The following is a 17,808-nucleotide window of genomic DNA, read 5'->3' as shown; positions in this document are numbered from 1 at the left end:
GGACAATGGCGCCATGACCGAATTCACTGGTCCCGAGATCCTCCTGGTCCGGGGCGACATCACCCGGCAGAAGGCCGACGCGATCGTCAACGCGGCGAACTCCTCCCTCCTCGGCGGAGGCGGGGTCGACGGGGCCGTCCACCGGGCGGGCGGGCCGGAAATCCTCGCCGCCTGCCGGGACCTCCGGGCCTCGCACCACGGCAAGGGCCTGCCCACCGGTCAGGCCGTCGCGACCACCGCCGGACGCCTCGACGCGCGCTGGGTCATCCACACCGTCGGCCCGGTGTACCGGGACCCGGGCGGCGATCCCGAGCTGCTCGCCTCCTGCTACCGGGAGTCGCTCCGCGTGGCCGACGGACTGGGGGCCCGGACGGTGGCGTTCCCGGCCATCTCCACCGGCGTGTACCGGTGGCCGATGGACGACGCGGCTCGCATCGCCGTCGGTACGGTGCGGAACACGCCGACCGCCGTCGAAGAGGTGAGGTTCGTGCTCTTCGACGACCGGGCGTACGAGGCGTTCAGCAGGCAGTTCGGCTGACGGAGCCGTGGTGAGGGCGGCCCGGTGCACGGCCCTGGAGTCCGGGTGCGGCTCGTCGGGCAGCGGGGCGCCGTCCGGTCCGGCGGGCGTTGTGCCGGAACCCCGGCGTCAGGGAGGGCAGAGACCGGCCGGCAGGCCGTCGGGGAGCCCGCTGCGTTCGTCGTCGGTGAAGTCACGGCCGAGGACGGCGCACAGGTGCCGCTTCCACAGGGCGGGATCGAGACGGAGCAACCCTAGGCGGCCACCGGACACAGGTGAGTGCAGGAGTGCCCTGCCGTCCCTGGTGGCCGCCAGGAAGCCCTGCTTCTCCGCGAGTTCGTACGTCTCTCGGTACCCTGGATCGTCCGCTTTCATAAAGCGTACGGAACTGTTGTTGGCCAGGAAGAACCCGGAGCCTCCGGGGCTTCCCGCCGTCCACCGGTTCGGGTTCAGCGGCCCGAGCGGGCCGGCCACTCTCCTCGGCGCCCGCCTCGGACGTACCGACCACAGTTCCACCAAGCCGCCTGTGGTCATCACGGCCACGTAACGCGAGTCCTCCAGGAACACGGCCACATGGAGGTCGTCACCGAGACGGAGAAGGAGTTCCTCGTTCTCCTCACCGGTTCGCAGGTCGACGGCGTGCACGTCCGGCTCGCCGCCCACGGTGACCCCCACGTACCCGGGCTCAAAGTGGCGGACCACGGAGAAAACCGGCTGCTCCTTCGTGGTGAGCCCCAGGTCACGCAGATCGACCGGCTGCGACAGGCGGCGGCCCTGCCGGGCGTCCCAGAGCTCGACCCGCGTACCGGAAACCGTCACGAGCTGATCGTCATCGAGGAAGTGGAAGTCCAGCAGCTCCGGCTCCGTGAAGTCGATCCCCTCCTTCGGCGCGTCGTCCTCGTCGGCGGGGAGCGGCGCCGTGGTGAACCCGGCCACCTCATGGAGCGAGGGCAGCGCACGGACCAGGATCCGGTTCCGGTCCGACACGTCCGCCACCAGTGTTCCGGCGCGGTTGACCTGGATCGCCTGCGTCGCGTCCGGGGGCGTTTCGGCATCGCTGTGGACTTCGGCAAGGGTCCGTCCCTCGCCCTCGGTCTCCATGACGCGCAGCGTGGTGCCGTCCAGACCCACGCGGACGACCATCCTGCTTCCGTCACCGAGCAGCTGCGGAGGGCTGAAGGCGGTGGCGCCGTCGTCCGCATCCAACGCCCACCCGGTCACGGAGTCGTTGTCCCAGGCGGCGACGACGGGGTGGCGCGCTGTTCCCAGAAGGGGCATATGGCCGATGTGCTCCAATGAGGAAGGGCCGAAGAAATGCCGGGTCCTCCCGTCACGGCGCGTGTCGGCCAGGTCCCACTCGTCCGTTTCGGCGAGCACGGCGAAGCGATCGCCCTTCTCGCTGACGGCCACCTCCCTGCACGAGGTGCTGTCCCCGCGCGCGTAGCGGCTCAGAACCCTTCCGTCAGCCACACGTACGGCGTGGTAACGGGCCTCTCCGAGCAAGTCGGAACCGGACTTCTCCTGCCGGCAGACCACTGCCGTGCTGCCGTCCTCCGAGACGGCAGCACCCGTGAGGTCGACGTCGTTCGCCAGCACACGCATCGTGCCGGGACCGATGCCGACCACCACCATCGAGGACTTCGCCTCGGTCCCGGGGCTGTGGACGGCCACCAGAGTGTTCCCGTCCGGCCCGAACCACACCTGGGAGAGATGGGAAACCCGCTTCGGCAGTGCCCGCGGCCGTCCCGTCCCCAGGTCCCACACCTGCACCGGCCGGCCCGATGACGACGCCGACACCCCGACCAGCCGACGGGCGTCCGGTGAGAAGTCCATGATCTTGACGGTGCCGTTCAGGGTGCCCATGGAACGGTCGCTGAGCGAGCCCTGAAGCGGATGCGGCGGACCCACCAGCCGCTTCCCCGAGGGCGTCACCTCGTGCCAGACCACCACGCCGTCCACGTCGCGCACATAGGCGATCCGTCGTCCGTCCCGACTGACCACGGGAGACAGGACGTTGTCGGAGAGGCGGAGCTGCTCCTGTGCGACCCTGCCCTCGGCCGTGCGCAGGAACAAGGTCGCACGGCCGCCCTCGGTCGTCGCCAGGGTCACCGCGCCGTCCGCGCTCGTGTCCACGGCCCGGATCGGCCCCTCGGCACCGGTCAGCGTCCACGCGGCGCCCCGCAGTTCCTCGTACCGGCGCAGCAGTGCGCTGCGGGCCTCCTGGGTCGGCATGATCTCGTAAGCGGCGAGCGCGGCCAGAGCGGCCTGTCCGGGGTTGCTGTCCGTCAGCTCGTCCGACTGCACCGCGAGCGCACGCGACCGGCCTTCCGCCTCCCTCTCCGCACTCACCTGCGACTCCTGTACGAGGAACGTCCCCAGCCCGGCGATCAGCGCGACGACCAAGGCCCCCGCGGCCCACCCCGTACGCACCCGGGCCCGCCGTGCCCGTCGGCGGCGGCGGGCCAGCGCGAGGAACTCCCGCTGCTCTTCGGACAGGTCCGCCTCGCGCCCCCGCAGCCTCGTCTCGAAGGCAGCGAGCTGCGGAGCGCGAGGCAGCAGACCGGCCGGCCCGTCCTCCTTCCGCCACCGCTCCATGTCGTGCTGCACGTCCGCCCGCGCCGCGAGGAAATCGGCGTCGGCCCGGACCAGACCGGCCAGCGTCGGCCACACGGTGATCAGCGCCTCGTGGGCCAGCTCCGCGCTCTCCGGCCGGTCATCGCCTCCGTACAGGACCAGCAGACGCCTTTCGGCCAGTGCCCGGGCCAGGCGCCAGCATTCCTCTCCGGCCTCCTCGCGTGTCAGCGCACGCCGTATCGGAGCCTCGCCACCCGGCAGCACCCGCACCAGTCCTGTCAGCAGCCGCCGTGCCTCCGCCTCGTCCGCCGGTGCGACGCACTCCCGCCACGCCTCTTCGGCATGGCGCCTCAGAGCACCGGACACCCCACCGATGTCCTCGTACGTCGCGGCCCGTAACCGCCCGGCGGTTCGCCGCTCCCACAACTGCGCCAGGACGAAACCCAGCAGCGGCAGAATCCCCGGCTCGCCGCCCGCGTCGTTCAGGATGCGGCGGTCGAGTCCGGGGTCGTACTCGACCGCCGCGACGCGCTTGAGCGGTTCGGTGATCACCGCGTACAGCTGCTCCCGGGACATGGGGGTGAGCGGGAGGGTCACGCCGCGCTTCAGTGCGGGGCCCAGGTGCGCGTGGCTCAGCGCGGAACCCATGAGATCGGCGCGCAGGGTGACGAGGACGCGCAGACCGGCCGGCCCCCGTTGAGGGAAGAGCAGCCCGGTCGTCTCGGCGATTTCCGCCTCCGGGCGGTCCAGCAGGGCTTCGCCCTGGTCGAGTACGACCAGCAGCCTGGCAGCCGGCTGTCCTGTCGCCCGGTGGTAGGCGTCCGCGATCCCCAGCCCGCCGAGCCAGCGGTCCACCTGGTCCGCGCTCAGTGCGCGCGAGAGACCGTCCTGTCCCGATCTCGCGATCTCGAACAGTTCGGTGGCGAGCGCGGTCCGCAGGGAGGAGGCGCGCGTGGCGTCCACCCGCAGGATCCGGTAGCCCTCCTGCCGCATCTTCGGTACCACACCGGCCAGCGCGAGTGACGACTTGCCGCAGCCCGACGGCCCGTACACCGTGACGGTGGGCTGGGCGCCCCGAAGAGCGGCGGTCACCCGCTCGATGTCGTCGTGCCGGCCGAAGAAGACGTCCGCGTCGTCCTCCTGGAAGGCGGACAGACCACGGAAGGGCGGGGCAGGGCTCAGGTACGGGGCGAGCCGGGGCACCTCCTTCAGGAGGGTCCTCATCCGCAGGACGAATGCCTGCTGGGACTCGCGCACCGGCTGTGCCGCCACCATCATCCCGACGACAGCGCCCAGTTCGTCGTCCCAGACAGGGCTGCCGCTGAAACCTCCTTTGACGTGTACAGCCTCGCCGTCGGCCCGCGAGAGCTGGATCCAGCCCTGGCGGGTGGGCCCACGGAACCTGCCGCTCTGCCAGATCCCGTCCGGGTTGTCGTCGGTGAAACCCACGGCCCGAGCCTCGTGGTCCCATACGCCGTGCGGCGGGTCGGCCATGGGGAGCGGACGGGCCCCCGGGACCCGGTTCTGCAGCCGGAGCACGGCGATGTCCCCGGTCTGATCGGGTCTGATGGGTATCCAGCACCGGACCGCGGCACTCCGGTCGCTCCCGTCGACGTCGTCGGCGCTCTCGGCCAGCGGCAGATCGACCGTGATCTCGGTGCCGGCCCCGACCTCGTCCTCCCGAGGCCGGTCCAGCGCGTCCGACACCACATGGGCGCAGGTCAGCACCAGGTCCGGGGCGATGAGGAAGCCCGCACCACCGATCGCCCCGTCGGGCCCCTTGATCCGGACGACTGCCGAGACCAGTGCCGGCTCAGCCTGCTGGGCGCTCCGCTTCTGCGCCTCCGTCACTGTGCCCTCCGTCCTCCCGGGGCGCCCTATGCCGGGTCGGCCCCCTGGGAGGGACCCGCGCCGGAGCCCCTCGCGTCGCTCCTGTTCCAGGTCAGGCTCACGGAGAAATTGGCCGCTGTCGCGGTGCTGGCGATCACCACGTCCGCCTCGGCGGACAGCGACACCCCGAACTCCAGCGTGATCTCGTCCGGCGCGTTCGCGAGCCCTGTGAACCGTCCCACGAAACTCTCCGCCACGGGACGCACGGTGTCCAGCATCTGTCCGAGCGACCGTTCGGCCCGCGCGATGGAGCGGCCTCCCCGGCCGACGCGGACGAGCGTCTCGTCCACCTCTCTGATCTGGACACGCACGGTCGCGTCGCTGCCGTCCCCCAGAGGCACTTCAACTGTGCGGATGGGATGTTCGCTCATGAATCTCCTCCATACAAACGGGAGTTGGAGATCGTAGTGGTATCCACCCGCGGTAGTTGAGCGTTATGGGGAAGGCATGCGCGGGCCGCGCGAGGACACCGGGCCGCCCAGGCATCGCACGGCCGCCGTCACCGGTGCCCCGCCGTGGAACGGCGTAGGGCGTGACGGCTGGAGAGCGGCCTGCGTGTGCTGTCGTGAGGGCGCCGAGGGCTTGCCTCCCCGGCGGATGGGCGGCCCACAGGTCCGCCATGGCGGGTGATCGCGGCACGGGGGTGAGGGGGCCGCCCTGTCCGGCGTCATGAGGAGGGGCCTTTGCCTCCCGGAGTGCCGCTCCGCCCCCGGGTTCCGGCCGTTCTTCATGCCTTTTGCTAAACCATTACTGTTTCTGTCTTGACGACTAGACAACGTTGTCAGAGCAGGGCAGTATCGCTGTGGGGCGATCACCCGCCCGCTTCGCGAAAGGGCTGAACGTGATGGTGTACGGATCACTCGACATCGGCGGCACCAAGATCGCAGGTGCGCTCGTCGACGAGGAGGGCGGGCTCCTCGCGAGGGTTCAGCGCGCCACGCCCGCCCGCGGGTCCGCGTACGAACTGATGGCGGCCGTCACCGGGATCCTGGACGAACTGGCCGTTCACTCCGCCTGGAGCGGGCTGTCCTGCCTCGGTATCGCCAGCGCCGGCCCGGTCGACACGGCCGCGGGCACGGTCAGCCCGGTCAACATCCCCGGCTGGCGCGGCTTTCCGCTCGTCGAGCGGGTGCGCGCCCACCCGGGGGTGCCCCTCGGGGTGCGGCCCGTGCTGGTCGGTGACGCCGTCGCCATGACCGCCGCGGAGCACTGGCTCGGAGCGGCACGCGGCAGGGACAACGCACTGTGCATGGTGGTGTCCACGGGGGTCGGGGGAGGGCTGGTACTCGACGGCAGGGTGCACGCGGGCCGCACGGGCAACGCCGGTCACATCGGCCACATCTCCGTCGACCTCCACGGAGAGCGCTGCGTCTGCGGTGCGCCGGGCTGTGTCGAGACCATGGCCAGCGGGACGGCGATCGCCGCGCACGCCCGCGAGCTGGGCTGGACGGCCCCGGCGGGGACGGCCCCCGACGCCGCGGCCGTCGCCGCCGCCGCACGGACCGGTGACGCACGCGCACTGGCCTCCTTCGACCGTGCCGCCCGCGCACTGGCCGCGGGCATCGCCGCGACCGCGGCCCTCGTCGAGCTCGAAACGGTGGTCATCGGCGGGGGCGTGGCCCAGGCGGGGGACGTGCTGTTCGCCCCGCTGCGGCGGCACCTGGCCGACTACGCCGTACTCGGCTTCACCCGCGACCTGCCGGTCGTGCCCGCGGGCCTCGCCCTGGACGCGGGCCTCATCGGGGCGGCCGCCGTGGCCTCTGCCGCCCCCGGCCGCGACACCGCACCGGTCGTGACAGCACCGGCCGTGTGCTGACGCACTTCGGCCGGCACCGGCCCGGGACGGCCCGGCCGTCCCTGGCCGCGCCTTCCGCACCCCGGCCCGTGCCTCCCGCCCCCCGGCCCGCGCCGCCCGGAACCTCCGCCCCAGCATCCGTCCGCTCCGGGGAATCCCCGAGGAATCCCCGAGGGACCCCAGGGGCAGGCGCCCGGAAAGGACTTCACCCATGGACCGGCTCGTCACCACCGTGCGCCCCTACGCCTGGGGCTCCACGACCGCCCTGCCCCGTCTGACGGGCACCCCGCCCGACGGCACCCCGCAGGCCGAACTGTGGATGGGCGCCCACCCGGCGGCCCCGTCGCAGGTGCGCCGGGGCTCCGGCCTCCGGCCGCTCGACGCGGTCATCGCCGACGACCCCGCCGGTGAACTCGGCGAAGCGGCCCTGCGCAGGTTCGGCCCGCGTCTCCCCTTCCTCCTCAAACTGCTGGCGGCCGACGCCCCGCTCTCGCTCCAGGTGCACCCCGACCTGGCCCAGGCGGCGGCCGGCTTCCGGGCCGAGAACTCCGAGGGGACACCGCTCGACGCACCCCACCGCAACTACCGCGACGACAACCACAAACCCGAGATGCTCGTCGCCCTCACCCCCTTCGACGGGCTCTGCGGATTCCGGCCCCCGGCCCGGTGCGCCGACCTGCTCGACACGCTGGACGTCCCCGGACTCGCCCCGTACACCACCCTCCTGCGCCAAGGCGCCGAGGAGCCCGCGCTGCGCCAGGCGTTCTCCGCCTGCCTCGCCGCCCCGGGCGAACTCGTCGCCGCCGTCGCCGCCGCTGTGGCGGGGAAGGCCGCCGGGAACGGTCCCCACCGGCAGACCTTCACGGCCTACCACGCCGTGGCCGAGGCATACCCGGGAGACCCCGGACTGCTCGCCGCCCTGATGCTCAATCTCGTGCGACTGGAGCCCGGCGAGGGGCTGTTCCTCGGGGCGGGCGTTCCGCACGCCTACCTCCACGGACTCGGCGTGGAGGTCATGGCCGCATCCGACAACGTCCTGCGGTGCGGCCTGACCTCCAAGCACGTGGACACCGGGGAGCTCCTGCGCGTGGTGCGCTTCGTCCCGGCGCCCGTGCGGATCCTGAGGCCCTCGGCGGACGAGGGGGAGGGGGCCTACCCGGCGCCGGTCGACGACTTCAGGCTCTCCCGGATACGCCCCCGCGAGGGCGCCCCCGTACGCCTGGAGGCAACGGCACCCCAGATCCTGGTCTGCACCCGGGGGGAGATCCGGCTGGAGGGACCCGCAGGGACCCTTGCACTGGGCCCGGGGGCCTCGGCCTACGTACCGGCGGGCGAGCACGTGACGGCCGACGGCGACGGGGAGGCGTACCGGGCCACCGCCGGTACGGGCGCCGAAGGGGCGGGCACATCCTCGCCGGCTTCGGTGCCGGCACGGTAGCCACCCGGCGCCGCCCACGAGAGGGCAGGCATCGCACAGCCTGCTCCGCATGCCCGGAACCACCGCGCACGCGCGCCGTGACGACGATCCCGAGGAATCCCGGCGGGCACGTCCGGCACGGACATCCGACGAGGACGCGGAGCCGTACGACCGTGCCGGACCGGGATACCCGCTGGAGCTGTGCGGCGACCTCGCGGAACTCGCGGGCGCCCGCCCCGGCAGCCGGGAGCTGGAGGTGGGCTGCGGGACCGGCCAGGCCACGGCCCCCCTGGCCGGCTCGTGGCGTACGACCGGGGTGCTGCCCAGGAGGGCCGGGAGCGGAAGTCCGGCGGCAGGGACGCCGCACCGGTCGGCGTGCGCCGTCCGTTCGGCCGCCTCCAGGGGGGTACGGCCGCTCGGAACAGCAACCGCCATGGCAGGTATCCCACCGCGCGGCCCGCACAGCCCTGTTCCGCGTCCCGGGCCGTGTGACGGACTCTCCCGCGATTGCTCGTGAGACGTGCTGGCCCGGCTACCGGGACGAGGGGCCCGCTACGCGGAGCCGCGCTAGAAATAGCCCTTCGCGCCGTCGAGCAACTCCCGGACGATGTCCGCGTGCCCCGCGTGCCGCCCCGTCTCCTCGACGAGGTGGATCAGCATCCAGCGGAGGTTGGCGCTGCCGGAGCGGAAGTCGGAGTGCCGGCCGACGTCGTCGAGGGAGGCGGCGGCGACGATCTCATTGCTGCGGGCGCACTGAGCCTCGTACTCCGCGAGGAGCTCGGTGAGGGGGCGGCCGCCGGTGCGCCAGTCGGCGTCCTCGTCCGACTCGTCGAACGACGGGTTCTGCTTCTTGTCGCCGCCGAGGAACAGCACCTCCAACCACATGTGCTCGGCCCAGCGCATATGGGAGATGAGACCGGCCATCGTCATGGCCGGTGAGGTCGGGATGACCGAGCGGTGCGCGTCCTCGTCGCTCAGCCCTTCACATTTCCAGCGCAGGATCTGACGCTGCAGGTCCAGCCAGCCGATGAGCGCGGTGCGTTCGTTCGCTTGCAGTGGGGGGCGTTGCAGTTCCGATGTCATGCCGGCGCACGCTACCGGGGCGGCCTGGAGAGGGACACCTGGATTTACGGCCTCCTCCGCTGATGACGGTCTCCGGCACGGTCGGGGACATCAGGGTGGTCGTACGAGTTGTCCGGGGCCTGATGGCTCATCAGGTCCCTGCGGCGATGGCGCCTCCCGCGTTCTGCGGTGTCCCGGAGTGGCTCTTGGGCGAGCCGGTTACGGAACTCGCTGCGCGCTGGGAGGCCCACTGCGAGTTTGGACGTCATGACCGACGTCAGGGCACGCGCCGACGTGAGGCAGGGGCCGGGCCGAAGTACGGGCGGGTGGTCACCGGCCGGCTGCTGGCCGCGCCCGTCCCTGTCCCGGGGCCCCGGGGAGTCCGCGCCGTCGTGTTCGGGGGTGAGATGGCCGAGTCATAGGGCTCGACGGGGCGGCCATGACCGATCGAGGCTGGTACGACGACAGCGGATACCATGACGCGGCCCAACGGGCTGGACAGGCGAAGTGGTTCGGCTGGGCAGGGATCGCTGGGGCGGCAGGAGCACTGGGCTGCGCACTGATCGTCTTGGTTGCGCTCGTCGTCGTCGCAGTCGTGGCGTGTCTGTACGTCGTGGCGGTTATGGACTGTTGGAACCGCTCTTGCGGATCATGCGGCTGCTCTGTGTCCGGGGCGTTGACGGGGGCATGGGGCGGGGTGATCCGAGGGACGCCGGGTGGAGCGGCTGCGGCCGTTCCTGCCGGCCGGCAACGGGCGTTGCGGCCGACGGCGTGCACACCGTCAGGTGATCGAACGGGATTCTGCACCGGGTTCGGACCGGAGTGCAGTGGCATGACCTGCCGGGAGGTTCCGGCCCGCGGAAGACGGTTTGCGAACGGCACCGGCTGCGGTCGGCCGGCAGGACGTGGGGACGGCCGCTCCAGCAGGTCCAGGCCGCGGACGAGACCGACTGGGACATCTCGTCGGACGAGCACCGGACTCGCGCCCGTCCGTCCGATGACCTGCTGAACCGCCCGTCGGCCGAACCCGTGGGCCGACACGCCTCGCGACCTGTCGCGGGAGTGCCCGTTACTTCGTCGCACCCTGGGCGAAGCCGTTGTAGATGTACCGCTGGAGGAAGAGGAACAGGACCAGCGTGGGGACGATGACGAGGATCGCGCCCGCCGAGATGTTCTCCCAGTGCGCGCCGAAGGGCCCCTTGAAGCGGTACAGGGCGGTGGAGATCGTGCCCAGGTCCTGGGACGGCATGTAGAGGAAGGGGATGTAGAAGTCGTTGTAGACGGTGATCCCCTTGATGATCACCACGGTGGCGACCGCCGGCTTGAGCAGCGGGAAGATGATCTTCCGGTAGACGGTGAACGAGTTCGCGCCGTCCAGCCGCGCGGCCTCGTCGAGCGACACCGGGATGCCCCGGATGAACTGGAGGAAGATGTAGATCGAGACGATGTCCGTGCCCATGTAGAGCAGGATCGGGGCCCACCGTGTGTCGAACAGGCCGAAGCTGTTGACGACCTGGAAGGTGGCGACCTGGGTGGTCACCCCGGGCACGAGGGTGGCGACGAGGAAGAGTGCCATGACGAGCTTCTTCGCCCGGAAGTCGAAACGGTCGATGGCATAGGCCGTCATGGACCCGATGACCACCGTGCCGGTGATCGAGAAGAGCAGGATGAAGGCCGTGTTGCCGAAGGCGCTCAGCATCCGGCCGTCCGAGAACGCCGTGACGTAGTTGCCGAAGTTCAGCCAGTCGCCCGGGAGGGACAGCGCCCCCGTGTCCGTCACCTCCCGCGACGTCTTGAGCGACGTGAGGAAGATGACGGCGAGGGGGAGCAGCACGACCAGCGAGGCGGCCACGAGCGACAGGTGGACGAGCGCCTGCCCGAGCCGGCCCCGGTTTCGCCGGAGGCCGCTGGTACGCCCCGGGCCCGGGGGCCGGGCAGAGGCCGGAGCGGGGGCGGAACGGCCGTCGGCGGTCCGCCCGGTGGCGGTGGTGGTGTGCGGGGCCGGGGTCATCGGATTCCTCCGTGGGTACTCCGCCGTACGCGGCGGAGAGGAAGTCGGGTTCTGTGGAGCGGGGCGGCGTGAGGGGCGTGAGCGGCAGGGGCGGACCGCCGGCGAGGCGGCCCGCGGCGCCTCGGGGGTTCCGGGACGCGCCGGTGTCCTCGGGTGTGCCCGGGATGTGCCGGTGTCTTCGGGGGTTCCGGAACGCATCGGTGCCTTCGGGGGACCGGAACGCACCGGTGTCCTCGGGGTTCCGGGGCGGGGCGGCCCGTCGCGGGCGGTACGTGCTCCGGCCGGCCCCCGCACGTCGCCCCCGGGCCGGGACCTCAGACGAGGTCGGCCTTCTCGTCGGGCACGAGTCGGCGCTGGATCCAGGTGACCAGCAGAATGATCAGCAGCAGGACCACGGCCGCCGCGGAGGCCAGCCCGGTCTTGTTGAACTGGAAGGCGAACTTGACCGTCTGGATGACGAACGTCGACGTCCCCGTCGCCCCCGTGGTCATGATGTAGGGGATCTCGAAGACCGAGAGGGAACCGGAGATCGCCAGGATGGCGCTCAGGCCGATGACCGGACGGATGCTCGGCGCGATGATGTACCGGAACTGCTGCCACCGGGTGGCCCCGTCGAGCTGCGCCGCCTCGTAGAGCTCGCCCGGGACCGACTGGATCGCCCCCAGGAAGAGCACGAAGTTCAGTCCCGTGTACCGCCAGACGGAGACGCCGGCCAGCGAGGTGTTGGCCGAAGCCGGGTCGCCCAGCCAGGCGTGGTCGTTCTCCACCCCGAACCAGGAGAGTACGGAGTCCAGGGTGCCGCCGTCCTGGAAGAAGTACAGGAAGACGAACCCGATCGCGACACCGTTGATCAGGTACGGGAAGAAGAGGATGCCCTTGAACAGGTTCCGGAACCGCAGGTCGAAACTGAGCACCGTGGCGAAGTACAGGGCGATCACGATCTGGGCCACGGAGGCGGCCAGGTAGTAGAAGGACACGAAGAACACCCGGAAGATCTCGGGCCGGGTGAAGATCTGGACGTAGTTGTCCACGCCCGTGAAGTTCCGGTCCGGACTGACGCCGTCCCAGTCCGTGAAGCTGTAATAGATCATGTTGCCCACGGGCACGTACGTGAACGTCACCAGCAGCACCAGAGGTGCCACGAGGAACAGCCAGGGCGTCGCGCGTCGCAGCAGCCGCCCCCGCGGGCCGTGGTGCCGTGGGCCGGTTCCGGCCCCGCCCCCGGTCCCGGGAGTTCTGCGCCGGGAGGGCGCGGCGCGGTGCTCGGTCACACCCGCCGTCTCGGTCGTCTCGGTCATGTCGGGCCTTTCGTCTTCCGCGTCGTGGTCCACCTGCTCCGGGGGCGCCGGTCCGGCCGGTGCCGTGCGGCCGGACCGGCGCCCCGCCGGTTCAGGAGCCGGAGGCCTCGGCAGCCTCGTTCCACCGCTTGTCGAGCTGGGCGAAGTACTCCTCGACGCTGCCCTTCTCGGCCCCGCGGGCGATGTCGATCAGCTTCTGGCGGTAGTCCTGCTTGTTGAGTCCGATCTCGGCCGCGTTGTCGATGTCGTTGACCGCGCCTGTGTCGCGCTCCGAGCGCTCCACGAACGTGACATCGTTGTCAACGAAGTCCTGAAGGGTGTCGGGCATGGGCGCCGACTTGATGGTGGGGACGGCTCCCTCCTTCGCGGAGTACCCGGACTTCTCCGTGAACCAGTCGATCCAGGCCCGGGCCGCCTCCTTGTGCGCGGAGTGGGCGTTGACGGCCTGCTGGTAGTCCGAGACCAGGGTCGCGCAGTACTTTCCGCTGCCGTCCTTCGCGGGGAAGGGCATGAAGCCGATGTCCGCCGGGTCCGCCCCGGCCTTCTCCGCCGCGTCCCGCATCTGCGTGATCGACCAGGAGCCCAGCATCATGGAGCCGATCTCCCCCTTGGCGATCTTCGCCTTGGACGCCTCCCAGTTGGTGGTGCTGGGGTCCTTCTCCGACAGGCCGCCCTTGACGATGTCGTGCAGCAGCGTGTCGACGGTGCGGAGTTCGCCGCCCTCCTTCCAGGGCGAGACGGCGCCCGCGAGCTTGTTGGTGGCGTAGTTGTCGCAGGTCACCGACCCGATGTTGGCGGTCCACTGGACCAGTGGCCAGCCGTCCTTGAAGTTGGTGTAGTACGGCACCGCGCCGGTCTTCGCCTTCACCTTCTCCAGGCCGGCGAGGAACTCCTGGGGGGTGGCGGGCCATTCGGTGACGCCCGCCTTCCTCCAGAGCGCCTTGTTGTAGACGAAGCCGTTCGCGGTGCCGAACTGGGCGAGCCCGTAGACCTTGCCGTCGACGGCCGTCTTGTCGCTGAAGCGGTACTTCTTCGCCATGGCGTCGGCCGCGCCGAGCGGGGAGAAGAACTTCGGGTAGTCGTTCTTGGAGACCGAGGCCGGGATCATGAGGACGTCACCGTAGTCCTCGGTGTTCATCCGGATCTTGACCTCGCCCTCGTAGTCGGTGAGGCCCTCGAACTCCACCTTCACCTTGGGGTAGATCTTGTTGAACTCGGCCGCGTAGGCGTCCATCGCACCGCTCTGGACCAGGTCCGTGCGCTGGGTCAGGACCGTGATCGTGCCGGAGGCGGCGGCAGGGTCCCCGGGGGCCTCGGCCGTCTCGCCCGAGGCGGCCCCTCCGCCGCCGCATCCGGTCACGGTCAGTGCCGCGACGGTGAGGAACGTGCCCGCGAGCGTCGTCTTCTTCCCCATGTGCCCAACTCCTATCGGTGGCGGCTCAGGTGTGCCGTGGGATGTGAGGCACTATGGCAGGGCGAACATGAACCGGTAAAGCACAAGTTTCCACTGCGATGCCCAATCGTTACCGGCGAGCATGAATCCGCTGGTCGCATGAGCCGCGCGTATCCGGTGGGTGGCGAATCTGCTACTAGACCGGTTTATGGACAGGGTGATTGTTGCGGGATACGTTGTGCCGCGTCGCAGAGCCATCAGGCATCACCGGACGATCGGAGCCGCATCATGAAGGACGTCACCCCCCTCGCCGACGGCTGGAGCCTGCGCCACGGCGAGGCCCGGCTGCCCGCCCGGGTCCCCGGCTGTGTCCACACCGACCTGCTCGAAGCGGGCGTCATCCCCGACCCCTTCCTCGGCCTGAACGAGGCCGAGGTCGCCTGGGTGGGCCGGCGCTCCTGGACGTACGGCAACGAGGTCGCCCACGGGAGCGGCCACGAGCGCACGGACCTGGTCTTCGAGGGCCTGGACACCGCCGCCCGTATCACCTTCGCGGGCCGAGAGATCGGCACCACCCGCAACATGCACCGCACCTACCGCTTCGACGTGACCGGCCTCGCCGGCCCGCTGGAGGTGAGCTTCGCCTCCGCCTACGACGAGGCGGAGAGCGTGCGGGCCGTCACCGGGGACCGCCCCAACGTCTATCCCGAACCGTTCCAGTACATCCGCAAGATGGCCAGCAGTTTCGGCTGGGACTGGGGACCGGCCCTGGTCACCGCCGGCATCTGGCGGCCCGTACGCCTGGAGCACTGGTCGACGGCCAGGATCGCCTCCGTGCGGCCCCTGGTCACCGTCGAGGACGGCACCGGGACGGTGGAGATACGGCTCCGGGTGGAGCGCACCGCCCGGGGAGAGGGCCGGACGCTGCTGGCCCGTGCGGGCGTCGCGGGCCGGGAGGCCGAGGTCCGCTTCGACGGGGAGGAGGCCGTGATCCGCCTCTCCGTGGCCGATCCGCTGCTCTGGTGGCCGCGCGGATACGGCGACCAGAACCTGTACACCCTCGACGTCACCCTCCAGGACGAGGCCGGCCCGCTCGACGCCTGGCAGCGGCGGATCGGCTTCCGTACCGTCGGACTGGACCGGACCGCCGACGCGCACGGAACCGGTTTCACCCTCGTCGTCAACGGCGTCCGGGTGTTCGCGCGGGGCGTCAACTGGATCCCGGACGACGTGTTCCCCTCACGCGTCACACCGGAGCGCTACCGCGCCCGGCTCTCCCAGGCAGCCGACGCCAACATCGACCTGATACGGGTCTGGGGCGGCGGGATCTACGAGGACGAGGCGTTCTACGACGCCTGCGACGAACTCGGCCTCATGGTCTGGCAGGACTTCCTCTTCGCCTGCGCCGCCTACCCCGAGGAGCAGCCCCTGCGCGGCGAGGTGGAGGCCGAGGCCCGCGACAACATCGTCCGGCTGATGCCGCACCCCGCCCTTGTCCTGTGGAACGGCAACAACGAGAACCTCTGGGGCTTCCGGGACTGGGACTGGGAGGCCCCCCTCGCCGGTGACTCCTGGGGCGAGGGCTACTACCTCGGCCTGCTGCCCCGCCTCGTCGCCGAGCTGGACCCGACCCGCCCCTACACCGCGGGGAGCCCCTGGTCGGGCTCGTGGGACCACCACCCCAACGACCCCGCCCACGGCACCTACCACTCCTGGGAGGTGTGGAACCGCCAGGACTACGCCGAGTACCGGGCGAACGTGCCCCGCTTCGTCTCCGAGTTCGGCTGGCAGGCTCCCCCCGCGATGGCCACCCTCCGGCGCGCACTGCCCGGAGAGGACCTGGCCCCCGGCTCACCGGGCATGCTGCACCACCAGAAGGCGGAGGACGGCAACGGCAAGCTGAACCGCGGAGTGGCACGCCACTTCGCCCTGCCCGAAGGTGACTTCGACCGCTGGCACTACCTCACCCAGCTCGTCCAGGCCCGTGCCGTCGCGGCGGGCATCGAGCACTGGCGCTCCCACTGGCCCGTCTGCGCGGGCACGGTCGTCTGGCAGCTCAACGACTGCTGGCCGGTGAGCTCCTGGGCCGCCGTGGACGGGGACGGCCGACTCAAGCCGCTCCACCACGAACTGCGCCGGGTGTACGCCGACCGCCTGCTGACGCTGCAGCCGGAAGGGGAGGGGCTGGTCCTCGCGGCCGTCAACCAGTCGGCCCGGGAGTGGCGGACGGAGGTGTCGCTCCGGCGCGTCGAGGCCGACGGCACCGTGGTGGGCCGGACGGTGCTGGAGGTGGCGGCACGGGCCAGGTCCGTGGTCCGGCTGCCCGTGCCCGGGGCGCTGCGGCCGGCGGGGGAGTCGGGCAAGGAGTTCCTGGTGGCCGACGCCGACGGCCTGCGGGCCCTGCATTTCCCGGTCGCCGACAAGGACTTCGGTTATGTGCGGCCGGAGTTCGACATCGAGGTGGAGGCCGTCGGGGACGGGGAAGGTAAGGTCGACATCGTGGTGAACGCGCACACTCTTGTGAGAGACCTCCTCCTCCAGGCGGACCGGCTCGGCCCCTCCGCCGTCGCCGACCGGGGGCTGACCACACTGCTGCCCGGCGAGCGGGTCCGGATCTGTCTCGACGGCTGCCCGGCGGTGACCGGGGCCGACGTACGGGCGGCGATGTTCTGCGTGGATACCGAGTGAATGCCCCGGCACGCGTCACCATCAAGGACGTAGCGGCCCGGGCCGGTGTCTCCAAGGGCGCCGTCTCCCTGGCGTTCAACCGGAAGCCGGGGGTCTCCGAGAGCACACGGGAGCGGATCTTCGAAGCCGCCCGGGACCTGGGCTGGGCACCCAACCAGACGGCGCGCAGCCTCTCCAGCCGCCGGGCGGACATCATCGGACTGGTGCTGTGCCGCCCGGCCCGGCTGCTCGGCCTCGAACCCTTCTACATGGACTTCATCTCCGGTATCGAGGGAGTCCTGGCCGAGCGGTCGTGCTCGCTGCTCCTGCGGCTGGCGCGCGACACCGGCGAGGAGACCGAGCTGTACACGTCCTGGTGGCGGAACCGGACCATCGCGGGCGCCGTCCTCGTCGACTTCCAGGAGGACGACCCGCGGGTCCCCGCCCTGCAGGCGATCGGGCTGCCCGCGGTCGCCGTCGGGCATCCGTCGCTGACCGGACCGGTCTTCCCCGCGGTGTGGACGGACGACGCCACCGCGACCGCCGAGGCCGTCCGCTACCTGGCCGCGCTCGGCCACCGGCGGCTGGCCCGGGTCGGCGGGCCGGCCGGGCTGGGCCACAGCGCCATCCGGGCCGCCGCCTTCGAGGCGACGGTACGCGAACTGGGACTGGAGGCCGGGCAGCAGGTGACCACCGGCTTCGACGGGAAGGAAGGCGCACGCGCCACCCGGTCCCTGCTGCTCTCCCCGGACCGGCCGACCGCCGTCATCTACGACAACGACATCATGGCGGTCGCGGGCGCGGGAGTGGCCGCGGAGATGGGTTTCGTCGTCCCGGACGACGTCTCGCTGCTCGCCTGGGACGACTCCCAGCTCTGCCGGATCACCCACCCCACCCTGTCGGCGATGAGCCACGACGTGCACCAGTTCGGGGCGGAAGTGGCCCGCGCCCTCTTCGCGCTCCTGGAGGGCGAGCACATCGGATCGCTCCAGGTCCCCACCCCGACCCTCACCCCTCGGGGCTCCACCGCGCGTGCACCGCGCTGACGGCCCGGCCGCACCCTTCCGGCACCGCACACCCCGTGCCGTACACCCCGTGCCCCGCGCTCCCCGGCACCGCGCAGCCCCGGAGGCCGAGGCGGCTCCGGAGGCCGGGCGGACCCCGGAGGCCGGAGCGGACCCAGG

The 17,808-nt window shown here is 71.3% G+C and carries 11 protein-coding genes and 1 pseudogene; 6 read left to right on the top strand and 6 right to left on the bottom strand.

The genetic code is table 11. The features are described from left to right. Positions 1 to 13 precede the first annotated feature (13 nt). Entirely contained in the window at positions 14 to 538 is a 525-nt protein-coding gene (locus CP967_RS04095) for an O-acetyl-ADP-ribose deacetylase (RefSeq protein ID WP_150486613.1), read from the top strand. Positions 539 to 646: 108 nt separating this feature from the next. Here the strand turns inward: CP967_RS04095 and CP967_RS04090 are convergent, their stop codons facing one another. Beyond that, positions 647 to 4,942, bottom strand: a complete 4,296-nt coding sequence (locus CP967_RS04090; RefSeq protein WP_150486612.1) for an nSTAND1 domain-containing NTPase — start codon at positions 4,940 to 4,942, stop codon at positions 647 to 649. Positions 4,943 to 4,968: 26 nt separating this feature from the next. Then, positions 4,969 to 5,352 (bottom strand): CU044_2847 family protein, encoded by a 384-nt coding sequence (locus CP967_RS04085; protein ID WP_150486611.1) that lies wholly within the window; start codon positions 5,350 to 5,352, stop codon positions 4,969 to 4,971. A gap of 473 nt (positions 5,353 to 5,825) precedes the next feature. Between CP967_RS04085 and CP967_RS04080 the strand changes: the two genes are divergently transcribed. The 3 genes and pseudogenes from CP967_RS04080 to CP967_RS34500 all read left to right on the top strand — a co-directional run. Next, positions 5,826 to 6,797 carry an ROK family protein gene (locus CP967_RS04080; RefSeq protein WP_150491690.1) on the top strand — a complete coding sequence of 324 codons (972 nt, stop codon included), beginning with the start codon at positions 5,826 to 5,828 and terminating at the stop codon, positions 6,795 to 6,797. 190 nt (positions 6,798 to 6,987) lie between these two features. Then, positions 6,988 to 8,214: a mannose-6-phosphate isomerase, class I gene (gene manA / locus CP967_RS04075; protein WP_150486610.1), complete on the top strand. Its 1,227-nt coding sequence runs from the start codon at positions 6,988 to 6,990 to the stop codon at positions 8,212 to 8,214. 49 nt (positions 8,215 to 8,263) lie between these two features. Then, positions 8,264 to 8,491 (top strand): annotated as a pseudogene (locus CP967_RS34500) (class I SAM-dependent methyltransferase); the annotation flags it as partial. Positions 8,492 to 8,760: 269 nt separating this feature from the next. Here CP967_RS34500 and CP967_RS04065 read toward each other — a convergent pair. The 4 genes from CP967_RS04065 to CP967_RS04045 form a co-directional block, all read right to left on the bottom strand. Further along, positions 8,761 to 9,276, bottom strand: coding sequence for a DinB family protein (locus CP967_RS04065; RefSeq protein ID WP_150486609.1), 516 nt, complete (start codon positions 9,274 to 9,276; stop codon positions 8,761 to 8,763). A gap of 1,048 nt (positions 9,277 to 10,324) precedes the next feature. Then, entirely contained in the window at positions 10,325 to 11,266 is a 942-nt protein-coding gene (locus tag CP967_RS04055) for a carbohydrate ABC transporter permease (RefSeq protein ID WP_229888382.1), read from the bottom strand. A gap of 314 nt (positions 11,267 to 11,580) precedes the next feature. Further along, on the bottom strand, positions 11,581 to 12,564 hold the full coding sequence (locus tag CP967_RS04050; protein ID WP_150486608.1) for a carbohydrate ABC transporter permease: 984 nt from the start codon (positions 12,562 to 12,564) through the stop codon (positions 11,581 to 11,583). Positions 12,565 to 12,655: 91 nt separating this feature from the next. Continuing rightward, positions 12,656 to 13,978, bottom strand: a complete 1,323-nt coding sequence (locus CP967_RS04045; protein WP_150486607.1) for an ABC transporter substrate-binding protein — start codon at positions 13,976 to 13,978, stop codon at positions 12,656 to 12,658. A 267-nt stretch (positions 13,979 to 14,245) separates the two neighbouring features. On the opposite strand from CP967_RS04045, the gene CP967_RS04040 reads away from it, so the two are divergent. Both CP967_RS04040 and CP967_RS04035 read left to right on the top strand, forming a co-directional pair. After that, the gene (locus CP967_RS04040) at positions 14,246 to 16,645 is read left to right on the top strand and encodes a glycoside hydrolase family 2 protein (RefSeq protein WP_150486606.1); all 2,400 of its coding nucleotides are present in this window, start codon (positions 14,246 to 14,248) and stop codon (positions 16,643 to 16,645) included. Beyond that, a complete protein-coding gene (locus CP967_RS04035; protein ID WP_150486605.1) occupies positions 16,642 to 17,670 on the top strand; it encodes a LacI family DNA-binding transcriptional regulator in 1,029 nt (342 codons plus the stop codon). Before CP967_RS04040 ends, CP967_RS04035 begins: the two co-directional genes overlap by 4 nt. Positions 17,671 to 17,808: the final 138 nt, after the last annotated feature.

The organism is Streptomyces nitrosporeus, from assembly GCF_008704555.1.
In the GTDB taxonomy this organism is placed as follows: Bacteria; Actinomycetota; Actinomycetes; order Streptomycetales; family Streptomycetaceae; genus Streptomyces; species Streptomyces nitrosporeus.
The sequence above is the reverse complement of the archived record's forward strand: the minus strand, read 5'-3'. Positions and strand labels throughout refer to the sequence as shown.

What these genes read in the sequence shown, in the direction of transcription:
- CP967_RS04085 (WP_150486611.1), bottom strand. Translation starts at nt 5,352, where the DNA reads ATGAGCGAACATCCCATCCGCACAGTTGAAGTGCCTCTGGGGGACGGC.
- CP967_RS04050 (WP_150486608.1), bottom strand. Translation starts at nt 12,564, where the DNA reads ATGACCGAGACGACCGAGACGGCGGGTGTGACCGAGCACCGCGCCGCG.
- CP967_RS04045 (WP_150486607.1), bottom strand. Translation starts at nt 13,978, where the DNA reads ATGGGGAAGAAGACGACGCTCGCGGGCACGTTCCTCACCGTCGCGGCA.
- CP967_RS04095 (WP_150486613.1), top strand. Translation starts at nt 14, where the DNA reads ATGACCGAATTCACTGGTCCCGAGATCCTCCTGGTCCGGGGCGACATC.
- CP967_RS04080 (WP_150491690.1), top strand. Translation starts at nt 5,826, where the DNA reads ATGGTGTACGGATCACTCGACATCGGCGGCACCAAGATCGCAGGTGCG.
- CP967_RS04055 (WP_229888382.1), bottom strand. Translation starts at nt 11,266, where the DNA reads ATGACCCCGGCCCCGCACACCACCACCGCCACCGGGCGGACCGCCGAC.
- CP967_RS04065 (WP_150486609.1), bottom strand. Translation starts at nt 9,276, where the DNA reads ATGACATCGGAACTGCAACGCCCCCCACTGCAAGCGAACGAACGCACC.
- CP967_RS04040 (WP_150486606.1), top strand. Translation starts at nt 14,246, where the DNA reads ATGAAGGACGTCACCCCCCTCGCCGACGGCTGGAGCCTGCGCCACGGC.
- manA (WP_150486610.1), top strand. Translation starts at nt 6,988, where the DNA reads ATGGACCGGCTCGTCACCACCGTGCGCCCCTACGCCTGGGGCTCCACG.